Below are 15,509 nucleotides of genomic sequence, written 5' to 3'. Positions count from 1 at the left end.
ACACGATGGCATTCAGCAACCGCGACCGGATCGGCCGGATGATCGAACTGCTACCCGACGGGCTGCTCCCGCTCGTCGAACGGGAGATGACCCGGAGGCAGGGCGAGACCTGGTTCGATGACGCTGTTGCGACGGCTCGGGAGGGCGGCTTCAGTCTGACCTCCAAGCAGGATCCACAGTTCCTGCTGCAGGCCATGCTGCGGAACTGGGCTGCCTACTTCCGCCACGCTCTGCCGCCGTCCGCCCGCAACTACGTCGGCGAGTTGAACGACATCCGCAACAAGTGGGCGCACAACGAGCCCTTCAACTCCGACGACACCGGCCGCGCCCTGGACACCGCCGAGCGGTTGCTGACCGCGGTCGGAGCCGGGAAGGACCTCATCGAGCAGGTGCGCCGCTCCCGGCTGGAGCACCAGAGGGCCGTGATCGAGGCGGAGACCAAGCGCGCCACCCGCGAGGCTGCCGCCGCCCCGGCCGTGGCGGCGGAGGGTCTCAAGCCCTGGCGTGCGGTCCTCACCCCGCATCAGGATGTAGCCCGGGGGGATTTCAACGCCTCGGAGTTCGCCGCCAACCTCGCTCAGGTCGCCCAGGGGGAGGGTGCCCTCGAGTACACCGACCCGGTGGAGTTCTTCCAGCGCACCTATCTGACCGAGGGCTTGCGGGAGCTGCTCGGCAAGTCGCTGCGTCGTGTATCCGGCGATGACAATGCTCCGCCGACGTTCAACCTGCAGACCAACTTCGGTGGCGGCAAGACCCACTCGATGCTGGCCCTGTACCACCTGTTCGCCCCAGGGCTTCAGCCGCAGCAGCTGCCGCAGGAGATGCACGAGCTGATCGCCGAGGCTCCCTCCGGTCTGCCGAAGCAGCCGGTGCGCCGGGTGGTCCTAGTCGGCACGTATTTCAGCCCGGGGCAGTCAGAGGTCAAGGCCGATGGCACCCGGGTCAACACCCTGTGGGGTGAGCTGGCCTGGCAGCTCGGCGGCCGTACCGGGTACGACATCGTGGCCGAGGCAGACCGTACCGGCACCAACCCGGGCGCGGCGCTGCAGGATGTGATTGCCGCGTACGCCCCGTGCCTGATCCTTGTCGACGAGTGGGTCGCCTATGCCCGGCAGCTCGTTGACGCCGAGCACCTATCGGGGGGATCGTTCGAGACTCACTTCACCTTCGCCCAGACCCTCACCGAGGCAGTGCAGGCCGTCTCGGGGGCCCAGCTGATCGTCTCCATTCCCGCTTCCGATGACGGCACCATCGACGCGGACGAGAACGAGATCGGCGGTCCGGCCGGACGGCACGCGCTGGAGCGGCTGCAGCGCATCTTGCATCGCATAGCTGAGCCATGGCGGCCGGCGAAAGCCGATGAGTCCTTCGAGATCGTGCGCCGTCGCCTGTTCGAGTCGCCGAGCGGCAGCGCGCAGGCCGACATCAACAAGGTGGCGCGGCTGTTCACCCAGTTCTACGCCGGACACAAGGCGGACTTCCCCTCCGGCGCGGACAGCACCGAGTACGAGAATCGCATCAAATCCACCTACCCGATCCACCCCGAGCTGTTCGCCCGGCTGTATGAGGACTGGTCCACCCTCGAGCGCTTCCAGCGCACCCGCGGAGTGCTGCGGTTGATGAGCGCCGTCATCCACGCACTGTGGCGGGACGGCAACCAGAGCGCGATGATCATGCCGGGTGACATTCCGCTCAACGACCAGAGGGTGGTCGGAGAGCTAACCCACTACCTCGAGGACCGGTGGAAGCCCATCCTCGACGCCGACGTGGACGGCGTGAACTCCACGCCGGTCCAGATCGACCAGGAGAAGACCTTCCTGGGGGAGCGCGCCATGACCCGGCGCATCGCACGCACGCTGTTCATGGGCTCGGCAGCCACGCTGAAGGCCGCAACCAAGGGCCTGGACGAGCCGCACGTGCGCCTGGGGATGGCCATGCCCGGCGACAGCATGGGCAATTTCCGCACCGCCCTGAACACCCTGGCCGACCGGTCCACCTACCTGTACTCGGAGGGGGAGCGCTACTGGTACGACACCCAGGCCAGTGTCACCCGGATCGCCAAGGACGAAGCTGACCGGCTGGTCGAGCGCCCCGAGGACGTCTGGGCCGAACTCGTCCGCCGCTTCGGGCCCACCCAGCGCCGCACCGGCGACTTCTCCGGGGTGCACGTGGCCCCGCAGCACACCGGAGACGTCCCCGACACCGACGAGGTGCGCCTCATCCTGCTGCACCCGCAGCACCACCACACCAAGAACAAGGACGACAGCCCGGCGATGCTCTTCGCCGCCGAGGCCCTCGGCTCCCGCGGGCCGTCGCAGCGCTCGCACCGGAACATGCTGGTCTTCCTCGCCCCGGACAAGAAGCGGCTGGATGAGCTGATGGAGGCCGCGCGCGAGTACCTCGGCTGGCGCAAGGTTCTCGACCGCGCCGACGAACTCGACCTCAATCCCAGCCAGCGCCGCCAAGCCGAAAGCCGCATCAAGGCAGCAGACGAGAAGGCGCAGTTGCGCGTCGCCGAGACCTACCACTGGGCGATCGTGCCCGAGCAGCGCGAGGACCCGGCGCGTCCCGTGCAGTGGGAGGCCATCAAGGTCGAGACCGGCAAGCCGGACCTTGCCGTGCGCACCGCGGAGCGGCTCAAGCGTGAGGCCCTGCTGTGGCTGCAGCAGGCCCCGGCGCTGCTGCACCAGAAGCTGACCGGCCCGCTCGCTTCCCTTTGGGAACGCGACGGCCACATCAGCGTCGGCCAGCTGTGGGAGCTGCACACGCGCTATCCGTACATGAACCGCTTGCGGGACCGCTCGGTCCTCGACCGGGGTGTCGAGGACGTCCTGCACATGATCGGTTGGGAAACCGAAGGCTTCGCCCTGGCCACCGGCTACGACCAGGCCGCCTCACGGTACGAGGGGCTGGTGCTTCCCGGAGGCAACGCTCGCTTCGGGCAGATCACCGACTCCACACTCCTGGTCCGGCCGGACATTGCCATCCAACAGCGGCAGGCGGACGAGGCCGCTGCTGCCGTACCAGAGCAGAGGACCAGCGAGGACGCGGACGCACCCATAGACACCGCAGCGGCCGAGACCACCTCGGGACTCGGAGTGCACGTCCCGGCTCAGACCGGCGAGAAGCAAACCCGACAGCTCGTCATCCGCAACACCCGCTTCTACGCCCGAGCAGTGCTTACCCCGGAGCAGTACAGCAAGAACGCCAGCAAGTACGCCATCGAGATCCTCCCGCACCTCGACCTCGTCGGCTCCGAAGTGGAGATCACCGTAGAGATCCACGCGAAGCGGCCGGAGGGCTTCCCCAACGATAAGGCGCGCATCCTTACCGAAAACGCGAACACTCTTAAGCTCGAGGCGGAATTTGAATCCGAGTAAGGTGCTGCATCCGGCAGTGCCATAAGAAGGCAGTGACGTCGTCGATTTACAAGTTCGGCGGGGTCTCAATGGGCGTGGCGAGTGCTGGCCACTGTGATCAGTAGCCGGCCTACTGATCACCGGTCTCGCCGACCAGCGGGACTGAGGAAGTCCACGGCTCTGAACTGCTCAGATGCCGTGGGCTTCTGTCGTTGGTGGTTGACGTCGGTTCTCCTCGCACGGCCCAGAGACGGCCCGGACTTCGCCGCGGGGCCGTCGCCAGTTCACTCACCGCTGCTGCCGTCGTCGACCTCCGAAGCTGCTGTGAGCACCGCATTAGGAGTTCGATCACCGACCCAACCCACGTCGGCCAACGCGCCCGTGGGGCTGCATCAGCTTCCGGGTCGTGACCGCCCCTGTGCGCTCCGGTCCGTCCTCGTTGATGTCAACCGGTGATGTCAGGCTGCGGGCCTCTACGCGCTGATGGGAAGCTCCCTGGCCCGCTGCCGTGCTCTGGCTCGGATCTCCTTGAGCTGAGCGTGGAAGGCATTGTGGCCGTTCTGGTCCAGGTTCAGCGGCAGGTCCAGTTGCGAGATGAGCGCTGACTCCAACGTCCAGGGCTCGTCATGCTCTACCCAACAAACGCGAGCGTTGTCCGCCATCCACTGGCTGAGTTTCGCCTCGTCGGCCCGGCCGAACGTCAACCGCTTGCCACTGCCCACTCGTCGCAGCTCCAGGCCGAGCAGACAGCCGAGAGACAGCCGCAGTGTCGACCCTTCGGCGTTGCCCCGGAAGTGGTAGCGCACGCGGTTCCGAAGATTCTGCGTGCTGGTCCGGTTCGCCATGTATCGCGGTGCTATGCCGACGTAGAGCAGGCGTCCGGCAACCAGGTCCGGGTGGGGTGCCTGTTCGAAGTACCACCCGTACACACCGGATGCCGCGGGGACAGGGTTCGACCGGTCCAAGACCTCCTGCGCCGTCCACAACCGAGTGGGATTCGTGAGAGCAGTAGCTGCCATGGAGCCTCCCGTGCGTCGACCTGATCGCCGTAGGCTCTTGCTGCCGCTGACAGCGATCCGCTCTAACCATCGGTGGGCCTGGCCAGGTGGGAAAGCGATGCTGTGGTCAGGGGGCCCAGGCGCTTAGAAGATGCGGGCAGACTGCGCTCTGGCGGTCCGATCGTCTCTCGTGACCACTGTGCCGGACCGTCGGCTGCCGTTGCTGTCCGCCGTCGTTGCCGTCAGAGCTGCCGTCGGCTGGGCGGCCCGAGCCCTCGGACTACTCGTGCTCGCTGATCGTAGTTCTCGGGCGAAGGAGGTCCAGTCGCCGACGAGGGCGGGCACCTGGCGCCTGACGTTTGGGACGTGGCTCTCCGGCTGTCTCCGACACGCTCAGTTAATCTGCGAGCGACGAAGGCAAGACGCTACGTCACCCCTTGAGGCGACGCGATTCGCCCGCCCGGGTACAAGTCGCGCTTCGACGAGCGTTTTTCAGCCGTCCTGCGTACCTACAACCGTCACTTGCCCCATCCTGTGTTGGTGACCTGTACCACACGGGTAGGCTAGTCGAGGGGGTGGGAACTGATGACAGATCAACTGCACTTCGAACGTCCGCCTGTTCATATGGTGACGCTCGCACTGATGTTCGGCACGTTGCCAAAGTTGCAGACCTTGGATCTGGCTCAATTGCGTGTGGATTGGCGGGAGAGCTACCCAATCCTCAGGGAATCCACTCCGATGCCAGCTTGGCAAGCGTCGGAGCAAGATGCCGTTGAGTTCGTTAGGTCCGGTTTGTCGTGGCCTATGGCGCTATGCTCGTTCGCCACGGAGGCGGGAGACAAAGAAGTCAGGTTTCAGCAGGATCGCTTCATTCTGAGATGGAATCTTTGCGATGGCGAGAACGTCTATCCGGGGTACAGCAGGCTGAAGGCTGAGCTTCTCGCCAAATTCGATCAGTTCTCGAAACTGTCGCAATCCGTTTCGGGTGTACTTCCTGAAGTGAAACGCGCGGACGTCACCTACACGAATAAGCTGCCTGGCATGTCTGCCCATCAAGCTATGGCCGGTGTGCTGACTGGATGGCGATCGGACTCTGCGTTCCCGTTCCGCGTGCCTGACTATTGCGGTTTCAGAGTCAGCTATGACGAGTCGGAGCTGGACCCGCGAGTTTCAGTTCTCATCGGCGTTGACTCGGCAGTGACAGAGCCCTCGGATGGTGAGTTCATCGAGGGATCGTCTCTAATCATTGATGCTGAATCACAAGTCGAGTCAGAGGATGACTTCGCGGACCGAATGGATAAGGCGCACGATGTGGTGGCGGGTGCCTTCCTTGAGGTTACGAGTGAGGGAATGAGGAGTCAGTGGGGGGAGATTAAGTGATCACTTCTCGTTCGCAAAAGGGGAATGGCTTTTCGGCCGTCCACGCTCAGGGGCATCCAGATGCCGGCGTCTGGTTGATTCGTCGCAATGAGGTGAGGCGTGACTCTTCGCGGAGCTTAGCGAAGCGGACGAAGCTCGAACTGCAGGCCTACGTGAGTGGAAAGTTGCACGAACTTAGGACATTGCCAGTCAACTGGGATGATGCTGGCAGCGGGCCTGCTCTGCAATCCGTAACCCATGTTGCCTATCGCACCCTCGATAGGATCTCGGACGCTCGCACGATCTTCCCCTTCATTACCCCAGGCGAAGATGACTCCATCGTCTTCGAGTGGCGGGCTGGGCGCGAGAGGATGGAGATCGAGTTTCTTCCTAGCGGTGCCCCCTACGTCAACTACACGGACGCCGCGGGTGTGACGAAGGTGAGTGGCGCCCTAGGTGAAGAGGGGGTCGGGGTCGAGGTCGTTCGGAGATTCCTGTCATCCCTTTCGCTTCGCGTTTGGGCGGCGAATCCGGCCTGGAAGAGACTGTTTTCCTAACGGATAACAGGGTGTGAGGGGGGTCTCTTTGGGTTCGAATGAAAGTGAAATTCCGGATGAGGAACTCATATATCGAAGGATTCCTGACAAGCCGGATTTTCTAGCTCCTGATCTGCTCACGGGAATAAAGACGCCTACTCACACGGCCTTCCGGTGGGATCCTGACGGCATTTCTGTACATCGAAGTTCCATCCTTGCTGAGCACGACTTAGGGCCGCACTCTATGATTAAGAAGGAAGGTCAAGTGGTATATGGCTTTCCCGCTCAAGTGGTGCGATCGTGTAAGGCAAAGGTGCTGGATGATCCGGACTTCGATGACCCGCCCATTGGAATCGCGCATGCGTTGGTGCAGTGTGAGGTGCCAAGGCCAGAAAAGCCCCGCCGGCGGGAGATATCAGAGACGCTAGCGGAGGCCGCTAAGCGGATCCATCCGCCGGAGTGACGAGGCCGGTGGAGCGGCTTTGGGCTGGAGCTGCTTTGGGGCGAGTGATCATGGCCCCGTAAGCTTCCGGCGCGTCGGGCAGTCTGTGGACCTGCCCGGTAAAGCACGACGTTGGGGCCATGATCTTCGAGGCTCGCCCCAAAGTGGCTGCCTAAAGCCGTGGAGCCGACCGCCCCAGCCACAGAGGGTGTCTCCCATTTTCTGCCCGCAGCCGCCGAGCGCGCCGCCGGGCGCGGCCAGCCGGGGCGAAGACAGGAGGCAGGCCGCGCCGCAGAGGCGGCGCGCGCCCGCGCTGTGCGCGGGCCTTGAACCCGTGAAGAAAGTTGTTACTCAGGTTGCATCTGGGATGCGCCAGAGGGGCGCGTCGTACTGCTCCGGCCGGCTGTTGATGAGGAGCTGCCGCAAGTCGTTGCGTTGCGAGCCGCTGAAGTTCAGGGCCTCGGTGATGCGGCGAAACGTCGTGTGGGTGACCCCGCGGGCGCGGGCTTCACTCTCGAACTGGTCGAGCTGGGCCCAGACCGCGGCCGGGTTCAGCTTGGTGGGCTGCTGCTCCGTGAGCCATAGAGCCTTGTTGCGCTCGTAGTCGATCTCCGAGTAGCCGCAGATCTCGCGGCTGTAGGCCTCGGCCTCGTCCAGATGCGCGGTCGCCATGATGGCTCGGGCCAGTTGGTTGCGGCTGATGGCGTCGTCCAGGTCGACCTCGTGCACCGTCGGGCTCTCGTCCGTGAGCGGTACGGGGAGCCCTGCGTCTCGGATCTCGCACGTGCCTCGCACGCCTCGGGCCGTCGCCACGAGGAGCGCGGTTGCTTCGGATGGGTGCCACTCCAGAACTGGGCTGATCACACCCGCGTCGCTCGCGGTGAAGGTGTGGATTACGGGGCCCAGCGCGGTGGCCAAATCTTCTGCCAGAAGCTCGCCATCCAGGCCCGGACCCGCAACGAGGAGTCGGACAGGCGCGTTCACTTGGCAGCACGCTGCCAGAGTCAGGGCGTCGGCGAGTGGACTTTTCAGTGTCGGCTCGTCGCCCCGCGCGAGGATGTCTCCGCCCACGTCCAGGAGATCGATCGACTCGGGCTCCAAGTGGCCCACGAGGTCTTCGAGTTGGTGGGTGAGGCCCTCAGCCCCCTGGTAGGGGTCGAGCAGCGCGAAGGTGTGCGGGAGCTCCGCTGCGAGTCGGGGGAGTGTGGAGCCTGCGGGTGCGATCGGGCGTGCCTGTGCCGGCACTGCCCACACGGCCGGGGTGAGACGCTGCAGGCCGGTGAAGTCGGCGGGTCGTCGCGGGCCCGGAAGCGGGTCGACTAGGAGGCGATCCCAGGCGTACGTGAGGATCACCGCCTGGTGCTCGTCGCCGTAGAGGGCGGCGTGAAGCATTGCGGCGGCGACTGCGTCGCCCCCTCCTCCTGCTGCGACGATCAACCGCGTCATGCGATCAGACTACGGGTTCACGGGTTGGCCACTCACCCTATAGTGGCCAAAGGCCATAGCCAGTTGGACAAGGAGGGGAGATGCCTCAGATCGAAGAGGCTCAACCGAAGTATCTCCAGATCGCGCACTACATCCGTGATCAGATTCTTCGGGGTGACCTGCGGCCGGGGGACGAAGTTCCCTCGGAGCGGCAGCTTGCGGCGGACTGGAAGGTGTCCCGGCCCACGGCCGCGCGGTCTCTGGAAGCGCTGAGCCATCAGGGCCTTGTCGAGAAGCGGCAGGGCTCGGGGACGTACGTGCGCAGCCTCGAAGTGAACCGGCGCGCACGGGAGTTGTACGGGCGGGCCCGGCAGACCGGGAAGATCTACACGTCCGGCGAGTACGCGGTGATCACGTCGGCCGGTTGGCTGGAGGCGCCGGACTACGTTGCTGAGGCCTTGGGCCTGGTGAAGGATCGTCGAGCCGTGCACCGCCGGCGCGTGACGAGCAATCAGGACGGTCCGATCACGCTGTCCACTTCGTGGTTCGCTCCGGACGTTGGCCAGCGTGCGCCCAAGCTCACGGATCCCGAGCGGATCCAGGAGGGGACGCTCATGTACGTCGAGACGATGACGGGGCGTCAAGGCAGCTACGCGGAAGACCGCATGTGCGCCCGGGCCGCCACGGACGAGGAGACGGCCGACCTGCGATTGGAGCGTGGATCTGCGGTCCTTATCGTCCATCACGTCGTCTTCGACCTCCAAGATCGTCCGTTGGAGTTCGCCGAAGCCACCTACCCGCCGCACCGCTGGGCGTTCGAGCAGGGCTATCCGCTCACCTGACGGCGCGCCAGTTACGGCGAATCGCTTGCGCTCCCGAAGTGGCCAATGCCACTATCCACAAAGTGGCTAAGGCCACTTGGATGAGAAGGGGGCACGACGTGACGAGTCGGCGGCCGGAGCAGGGCGCGCGGTTAGCTTGCCGGGGGTGTCGGGGGCGTGGATGGAAGCGCGTCGGCTCCCGAACGGCGCTGGCGCTCTCCACGGCCAATGACCGCAGCCGTGCCACGTCGATGCGGCGCTGCCTCGACTGCGACGGCAGCGGCAAGGAGTGAGCACGCATGGCCTACACGATCGACCGTTACCCCTGTCAGGACTCACCGCGGCTCGGTGCGATGATCTTGCATCCGGAGCCTGAGTCCGTGCCCCGGGCCCGGCGCTGGTTCCGGAAGTTCATCGCTCCGTACAGCCCGGCCTGCTCGATCGACGACTGCACGCTGATGATCTCGGAACTGGTGACCAACGCCATCCGCTACGGGAAGTCGGACGACCCCTGGCTGGTGCGGGTCGAGTGGTTCCGCGAGGGAACCTCGCTCCGCGTCGAGGTGCACAACCCGGGTTTCCCGGCGAATGTACGGCTGCGGCACCCGGAAGCGAACGACGCTCACGGGCGGGGGCTGCTTCTGGTCGACTCCATCGCCGACTCCTGGCATTCCGGGCCCAGCCACCTCGGCGGGACGGTCGTCTCCTTCGTGGTCGCTGATGCCTGGCCGGCGTGATGGGATAGCCCACCTCTCCTATTGCCACGCTAAAACTGCCGCTAGTCTGGTTGACCAGTTGACTTGGCCAATCTCGACAGGCGGCGTTCATGGCGTATGAAGTGGAGCCACCGAAGTACGTGCGCCTCGCGCAGACGCTTCAGCGTCGCATCGAGGACGGCACGTATGCGCCCGGCACCCGCGTACCGAGTGAGAACCAGCTGGTGCAGGCCTTCGGGATGTCCCGCCCGACCGTCGTGCGAGCCCTGGAGCTGCTGAAGCGGGACGGTTGGCTTGAGTCCCGACAGGGGTACGGCACGATCGTCCGGGGTCGCCCGGAAGTCGTCGAGCAGAAGGACCGGCGGGGGCGTGAGGCGCTGGAGCGCGACGAGTCGCAGAGTGCGGGCCGCCTGGTCGAAGTCAGGCACGTGCCTGTCCCGGCTCGGATCGCCTCGGCGCTTGGGCTGCCGAAGAGGGCCGAAGTCCTCATGCGCCGCTTCGTGGTCGAAGGGGACGGCGAAGCTGTCGAGTTGGTCTCGTCGTACTTCCCCGCCGGCCTGGTCGAGGGCACTGAGCTGGGATCCGATGAACCCCTGAGCGGGAGTGCCCGCGAACACCTCGAAGCGCGGAAGAGGGTCCGCTTCGATCACGTGGTCGAGCGCGTGTCGGCTCGACTGCCCGAGGCGCGTGAGGCCGAGCTTCTGGATCTGCCGGACGGCGTTCCTGTGCTGAGCGTCCTAGTGGTCGCGTGTGACGCCTCCGGCCGATCCTTGCAGGTCTCCGACGTGCTCCTTCCGGCTGACCGGCAGGAACTCGAAGACACCTACCGCCTGAGCTGATGCCGTCCTTCGGGCGAGACTCCCGCGATAGCAACTTGACGAGTCAACCTGGCATCCCTAGCGTCGAACTTGCTAAGTCAACTTGTCAGGTCGACAGGTTGATCGACTCTCAGAAGGAGCAATCCCTGTGCGTGTGATCCGCGTTGACGCCTCAACCGCCACAATCCTGCTCACCGAGGCTCCGGCGCCGAAGGTGCGCGACCGGCAGACCGGCGAGATCGCCAAGGATGCGGTGACCGGTGAGGCACTGATGACCGTCGGCGTCGTCTACATCGACGAGGGCGAGTCGTCGCTGATCCAGGTCACCGTCCCGGAAAGCGGAGTGACCGAGGGCCTGACGGTCGGTGCTCCGGTCTCGCTTCCGGGTCTGGTGGCGCGGCCCTGGGAGAGCGTGTTCAACGGCAAGGAGCGGCACGGCATCGCCTACCGGGCGACCGCCGTTGCCCCGGGTGCCTTCCTGATGGCTCAGGCGGGCTGATCGCCGTGACGGACCTGGTGACGTTGGCCGAGCTGGGCGGTCCGCTCGCTGCGATAGGCGGCGCCGCCTACGCCCGGCACACCTACCCGGCGGCGTACTGGTCCACGGTCGGGCTGCCGCTCTCGGTGGCCCGGCTGCTGACCTCGTACTCCTCGACCATGGACGCCTGCGGCCTGACCGTGGAGCCGTCCCGGTGGCGGGCACTGGCCGTCCAGGCGACCACCCGCCGTGAGCTCCGGCCGGTGCCTCCTCGTCGGGGCATCATCCGGCCCACCACGACCGGCCTGCGCATGCGGCTGCGGCTGGCTCCGGGCCAGGAGCCGGCGGACGTGGCGGCCTCCGCGGAACGCCTCCGGCACGCCTGGGGCGTCCACGCCGTCCACGTGCGGGACATCAAGCCCGGCGTCGTCGAACTGCAGCTCGTCGGCTTCGACGTGCTGCGGAAAGTGCGGATGCCCCGTCGGCTCAACGGCGGCCCGCTTCAGGTCCCGGTGGCATTACGGGAAGACGCAACCGCGTTCGTACGGGACTACCGGACCGTGCCGCATGAGCTGGTGCTCGGCGCCACGCTCTCGGGCAAGTCCATGTACCTGCGGAACCTGCTGACCGGGCTTGCCGCTCAGCCGGTCGTCCTGGTCGGCATCGACTGCAAGCGCGGGGTCGAGCTCGCGCCCTTCGCACCCCGGCTCTCCGCCCTGGCCACTGACCCGGACCAAGCGGCCGAGCTGCTCCCCGCGCTCGTCAAGGAAATGGAGGACCGATACGACCTGATCAAGGCCCGGCAGGGCATCGCGCCCGGCACGCCGGAAGAGCTGATCACCTCAGACGTCTGGGGACTGCCAGAGGACGAACGCCCCGCTCCGATCGTGCTCTTCATCGACGAGGTGGCCGAACTCTTCCTCGTCGCCACACGGAAGGAGGAGGAACGGCGGGACGAGATGGTCACCCAGCTCATCCGCCTCGCCCAACTCGGCCGGGCCGCCGGTATCTACCTCGAAGTCTGCGGACAGCGCTTCGGCGCCGAGCTGGGCAAGGGCGCGACCATGCTCCGCGCTCAGCTCACCGGACGCGTCTGCCACCGGGTGAACGACGAGGCCTCGGCCAAGATGGCGCTCGGCGACATCGCCCCTGAGGCCGTCCTCGCGGCCTGCGCCATCGCCCCCGAGCTGCCCGGCCTGGCCGTCATCGGCGACACCTCCGGCGGCTGGTCCCGCATCCGTACCCCCTACCTCTCCCTCGCCGATGCTGCGGCCACCTGCCGTACGACGGCTCACCTCGCCCCCGACGTACCGGCGCTCGATCCCTTCCGGCCGTACGTCCAGCCGATGCCGGTGGAGGCGCCCGGGCCAGTGGCCACGGCTCGCCCGGTCACCGAGTAGGCGCACCCGCTCCCACGGCCGGCACGGCCGTTCCGTGCCACGTCCCTACCCCCTCCATGCCTGGAACCGGAAGGAGTCGCGCCGTGCGTACCCTGCCCGTCCGCCTCGACGCCGTACTCGTCCAAGCGCTGATCGCCGCCGCGCTGTCCTTCGCCCACCTGCACGACCTGGCCTCGGCTGCCGGACAGCACGGATGGAAGGCATGGGCCTACCCGGTCTCCGTCGACCTGCTGCTGGTGGCGGCCTGGCGGCGGCTCCGCTCCGGTGGGTCGAAAGCGGCCGGGTGGTGCTGGTTCCTCGTCGCACTGACCGCCTCGCTCGGCGCCAACGTCGCCACGGCCGGGCTCCTCGACCTGGGCGCCGTACCGGCCTGGCTGCGCATCCTCGTCGCCGGATGGCCCGCGGTCGCCTTCCTGGGCGGGACGCTGCTCGCCCACGGAGCAACCGCGGATGCCCCACCGGCGGAGCGTGAGTCGGCCCCGGAACCCACGGCGCCCGAAGCGCCCGCCTCTGCACCCGAGTTGCCCGCTGCGGAGCCCGAAGCAGCTCCGCTCTCCACGACCCCGGTTCCGCCGGCGCTCGTCACGCTCGCGCGCAAGGTTGCCGACGAACACCGCGCCCGGACCGGAACGCCCATCGACACCTCGACCCTTCGCGCCCGGCTCGGCGTCCCGCTGCCGCTGGCCGAAGCCATCGCCGCCCAACTCGCCTGACCCGGAGGACCTTCCACCGTGCGCCCGTCCACGCTCCGCGCGCTCAAACGCGCCGCCGAGCTGACCCGACAGAACCGCCTCACCGAAGCCGTGCTCATCGCCGAGCCCGTGATCCTCGCCGCCGACAGCTACGAGGGCGACGAGATCTTGCGCTGGCTGGCCGACCACGTCACCGACTTCACCGGCGAAGACCCGAAGGAGAGCCGCTGATGACCACCAACCGCCGCTTCCGCAACGTCGCACGCATCGGCCCCGTCCAGGTCGCCACCTACTACGACGGCCGGGGCCGCGAGATGCACACCGCCGCCTGCACGGCTCCGCGCTGCGGCTTCGCCACGGACTACGACAGCCGCGCCGCCGCCGAGCTGGCCGCCCGTACCCACCGCTGCGCCGTCCGCTGAGGAATTCCCGTGACCGTCTCGCTGCCGCTCGTCTTCGTCCTGGGCGCCATCACCTGGGCCGCGATCAAGTTCCTCGGCGTCCGTCTCTGGGTCGCTGTCGTGATCGCGCTGTTCGGCTTCTGGCTCTCGCACACCTTCCTCGCCCCCGCCATCGAGTCCGGCACCCGTTCCGGGGTCGGCGTCGTCAACGGCAGCCACGAGTGACAAGGAGGTCCGCCGTGCTCCGCCCCAAGCTGCCCGACATCCCGACTCCGCCGACGACAACCGTCACGCCTCAGCAGACGCAGGCACCGGCCTCCTCGGCCGGCCACCCGGTCGCCCCGTACGTGGGCGTCGGTGTCGGCGCGGTCGCCGCCGTGGTCGTCGTCGGAATCGTGCTCACCGCGCTCCTTGCGGCGGTCGCCGTCTCGGCCGTGTCCGTGGCCATCGCCGCCGTGGTCCTGCGCTCCCTCGTCAGCAGCGCGCACAAGCGCTGACCGGCCGCCGGGGCGGCAAACGCCGCCAAGCATCCCGCCGCCCCGGGGCCGACCCTCCCAACCGTCGCAACAGCCGAAAGGAACTCCCATCATCACCCGGCAGACCCCGCCCCCGCTGGCGGAACTCTCCATGCTGGCCTCCCTCGGCACCATGCCCGAGCTGGCCCGCCAACTGTCCGGCCTGGGCGGCTGCACCCGCCCCGTACGCCTCGACGGCCACCGCACCGAACACGCGGTGGCCCACGCGACCGGCGAGATCGGCCGCGTCCTGCACCACCTGGACTCCTCGACCCTCCCCGCCGGCCAGCTCCTCGTCCGCTGCAACAACCGCCGCGCCACCCGGTGCGCGGCCTGCGCCGAGACCTACCGCCGCGACACCTACCACCTGATCACCGCCGGACTCCGCGGTGGCAAGGGCACCTCCGAACGGGTCGCCACGCATCCGCGCGTCTTCGCTACCTTCACCGCCCCCGGCTTCGGCCCGGTCCACAACCGCCCCTCCGGCGGGCGGAACTGCGGCTGCGGCGTCCGGCACGAGGAAGGTGACGCCGTCCTGGGGACTTCCCTCGACCCGGAGTCCTACGACTACGAAGCGGCCGTGCTGTGGAACGCGCACGCGGGGGCGCTGTGGCGGCGGTTCTCGATCTACCTTCGCCGGGAGGTCGCCAAGCGGGCCGGCCTCACCCAGCGGGCGTTCCGGGAACACGCCCGGGTCTCCTTCGCGAAGGTGGCCGAGTACCAGAAGCGGGGCGCCGTCCATTTCCATGCCGTGATCCGCCTCGACGGCCCGGACGGCGGCGACTCCGCCCCTCCCGCCTGGGCCACGGCCGAGTTGCTGACCGATGCCATTAGGGCAGCTGCGACCACAGCGCGAGTCGACGGGCCGGTGATCGACGAACGGGCACACTCTTTCGTCTTCGGCCGTCAGCTCGACGTCCGTACGATTCGCTCCGCTGACTTCGACGGCGGCCAGGAGCTGACCGAGCGGGCCGTAGCGGCGTACATCGCCAAGTACGCCACCAAGGGCGCCGAGACCGCGACGGGCACCTTAGACCGGCCGATCAAGTTCCTCGCCGAGCTGGCCCAAGCACGGATCACCGAACACGCCCGGCGCATGATCCGCACCGCCTGGACCCTGGGTGCCCGGCCCGAGCTGGCAGACCTCCGCCTGCGAGCCTGGGCCCACATGCTCGGCTTCCGCGGCCACTTCTCCACCAAGTCCCGCCGCTACTCGACCACCCTCGGCGCCCTCCGCGACGCTCGCGCCGACTGGCGCCGGACCCAAGCGGCTCCGCCCCTCCCGCAGGACGGCGAAACCACGCTCGTCCTCGCGCACTGGGCCTTCGCCGGTACCGGCCTGTCCCGCGCCGAAGCCTGGCTCGCCGCATCCCTCGAACCCGCCCCCGGAACGGAAGGAGAACCGACATGGACGCCCGCCGCGACGAGCTGATGACTGTTCGCCAAGTCTTGGACCAGGGCTTGATCAAGTTCCCTCGGTTCCCGGGTTGTTGGTGATGCCCAGGAGTGGAAGTGCTCGTTGGGGTTGGTCGCGGATTGCGCGGGTGGT

At 67.2% G+C, this 15,509-nt stretch carries 15 protein-coding genes; 13 read left to right on the top strand and 2 right to left on the bottom strand.

Annotated elements, in window-relative coordinates; all coding sequences use genetic code 11:
- The first annotated feature begins 5 nt into the window (after nt 1–5).
- Complete coding sequence (locus ACIQFZ_RS38900) at nt 6–3,380, top strand: DUF499 domain-containing protein (protein WP_402693474.1); 3,375 nt, start codon at nt 6–8, stop codon at nt 3,378–3,380.
- 452 nt (nt 3,381–3,832) lie between these two features.
- Here ACIQFZ_RS38900 and ACIQFZ_RS38895 read toward each other — a convergent pair whose 3' ends face one another.
- Nucleotides 3,833–4,378, bottom strand: a complete 546-nt coding sequence (locus ACIQFZ_RS38895; protein WP_402693473.1) for a GIY-YIG nuclease family protein — start codon at nt 4,376–4,378, stop codon at nt 3,833–3,835.
- Nucleotides 4,379–4,942: 564 nt separating this feature from the next.
- Here ACIQFZ_RS38895 and ACIQFZ_RS38890 point away from each other — a divergent pair.
- The gene (locus ACIQFZ_RS38890) at nt 4,943–5,737 is read left to right on the top strand and encodes a TIGR04255 family protein (protein WP_402693472.1); all 795 of its coding nucleotides are present in this window, start codon (nt 4,943–4,945) and stop codon (nt 5,735–5,737) included.
- A gap of 1,308 nt (nt 5,738–7,045) precedes the next feature.
- Here ACIQFZ_RS38890 and ACIQFZ_RS38885 read toward each other — a convergent pair.
- Nucleotides 7,046–8,140 carry a DUF1152 domain-containing protein gene (locus ACIQFZ_RS38885; protein WP_402693471.1) on the bottom strand — a complete coding sequence of 365 codons (1,095 nt, stop codon included), beginning with the start codon at nt 8,138–8,140 and terminating at the stop codon, nt 7,046–7,048.
- Between the two features lie 80 nt (nt 8,141–8,220).
- Between ACIQFZ_RS38885 and ACIQFZ_RS38880 the strand changes: the two genes are divergently transcribed.
- From ACIQFZ_RS38880 to ACIQFZ_RS38830, 11 genes are all read left to right on the top strand, one after another.
- A complete protein-coding gene (locus ACIQFZ_RS38880) occupies nt 8,221–8,961 on the top strand; it encodes a GntR family transcriptional regulator (protein ID WP_402693470.1) in 741 nt (246 codons plus the stop codon).
- Between the two features lie 278 nt (nt 8,962–9,239).
- Entirely contained in the window at nt 9,240–9,677 is a 438-nt protein-coding gene (locus ACIQFZ_RS38875; protein ID WP_402693469.1) for an ATP-binding protein, read from the top strand.
- Nucleotides 9,678–9,766: 89 nt separating this feature from the next.
- The gene (locus tag ACIQFZ_RS38870) at nt 9,767–10,495 is read left to right on the top strand and encodes a GntR family transcriptional regulator (RefSeq protein ID WP_402693468.1); all 729 of its coding nucleotides are present in this window, start codon (nt 9,767–9,769) and stop codon (nt 10,493–10,495) included.
- A gap of 127 nt (nt 10,496–10,622) precedes the next feature.
- Nucleotides 10,623–10,973 carry a hypothetical protein gene (locus ACIQFZ_RS38865; RefSeq protein ID WP_402693467.1) on the top strand — a complete coding sequence of 117 codons (351 nt, stop codon included), beginning with the start codon at nt 10,623–10,625 and terminating at the stop codon, nt 10,971–10,973.
- Nucleotides 10,974–10,978: 5 nt separating this feature from the next.
- Nucleotides 10,979–12,352 (top strand): FtsK/SpoIIIE domain-containing protein, encoded by a 1,374-nt coding sequence (locus ACIQFZ_RS38860; RefSeq protein WP_402693466.1) that lies wholly within the window; start codon nt 10,979–10,981, stop codon nt 12,350–12,352.
- Nucleotides 12,353–12,435: 83 nt separating this feature from the next.
- Complete coding sequence (locus ACIQFZ_RS38855; protein ID WP_402693465.1) at nt 12,436–13,065, top strand: DUF2637 domain-containing protein; 630 nt, start codon at nt 12,436–12,438, stop codon at nt 13,063–13,065.
- A gap of 18 nt (nt 13,066–13,083) precedes the next feature.
- Nucleotides 13,084–13,275, top strand: a complete 192-nt coding sequence (locus ACIQFZ_RS38850) for a hypothetical protein (protein ID WP_281155632.1) — start codon at nt 13,084–13,086, stop codon at nt 13,273–13,275.
- A complete protein-coding gene (locus ACIQFZ_RS38845) occupies nt 13,275–13,466 on the top strand; it encodes a mobile element transfer protein (RefSeq protein ID WP_281155631.1) in 192 nt (63 codons plus the stop codon). Before ACIQFZ_RS38850 ends, ACIQFZ_RS38845 begins: the two co-directional genes overlap by 1 nt.
- Before the next feature lie 9 nt (nt 13,467–13,475).
- A complete protein-coding gene (locus ACIQFZ_RS38840; RefSeq protein WP_402693464.1) occupies nt 13,476–13,670 on the top strand; it encodes a hypothetical protein in 195 nt (64 codons plus the stop codon).
- 14 nt (nt 13,671–13,684) lie between these two features.
- Entirely contained in the window at nt 13,685–13,942 is a 258-nt protein-coding gene (locus ACIQFZ_RS38835; protein ID WP_402693463.1) for a SpdD protein, read from the top strand.
- 130 nt (nt 13,943–14,072) lie between these two features.
- Nucleotides 14,073–15,392 (top strand): replication initiator, encoded by a 1,320-nt coding sequence (locus ACIQFZ_RS38830; RefSeq protein WP_402693462.1) that lies wholly within the window; start codon nt 14,073–14,075, stop codon nt 15,390–15,392.
- The last annotated feature ends 117 nt before the right edge of the window (nt 15,393–15,509 follow it).

It is taken from the genome of Streptomyces sp. NPDC093064, assembly GCF_044754605.1.
Classification (GTDB): domain Bacteria; phylum Actinomycetota; class Actinomycetes; order Streptomycetales; family Streptomycetaceae; genus Streptomyces.
Note: the sequence above shows the minus strand (reverse complement) of the source record. Positions and strands in the feature narration are given on the sequence as shown.

Bases quoted from the DNA above. Each gene is read 5' to 3' on its own strand.
- ACIQFZ_RS38900 (WP_402693474.1), top strand. From the start codon at position 6: ATGGCATTCAGCAACCGCGACCGGATCGGCCGGATGATCGAACTGCTA.
- ACIQFZ_RS38895 (WP_402693473.1), bottom strand. From the start codon at position 4,378: ATGGCAGCTACTGCTCTCACGAATCCCACTCGGTTGTGGACGGCGCAG.
- ACIQFZ_RS38890 (WP_402693472.1), top strand. From the start codon at position 4,943: ATGACAGATCAACTGCACTTCGAACGTCCGCCTGTTCATATGGTGACG.
- ACIQFZ_RS38885 (WP_402693471.1), bottom strand. From the start codon at position 8,140: ATGACGCGGTTGATCGTCGCAGCAGGAGGAGGGGGCGACGCAGTCGCC.
- ACIQFZ_RS38880 (WP_402693470.1), top strand. From the start codon at position 8,221: ATGCCTCAGATCGAAGAGGCTCAACCGAAGTATCTCCAGATCGCGCAC.
- ACIQFZ_RS38875 (WP_402693469.1), top strand. From the start codon at position 9,240: ATGGCCTACACGATCGACCGTTACCCCTGTCAGGACTCACCGCGGCTC.
- ACIQFZ_RS38870 (WP_402693468.1), top strand. From the start codon at position 9,767: ATGGCGTATGAAGTGGAGCCACCGAAGTACGTGCGCCTCGCGCAGACG.
- ACIQFZ_RS38845 (WP_281155631.1), top strand. From the start codon at position 13,275: ATGACCACCAACCGCCGCTTCCGCAACGTCGCACGCATCGGCCCCGTC.
- ACIQFZ_RS38830 (WP_402693462.1), top strand. From the start codon at position 14,073: ATGCTGGCCTCCCTCGGCACCATGCCCGAGCTGGCCCGCCAACTGTCC.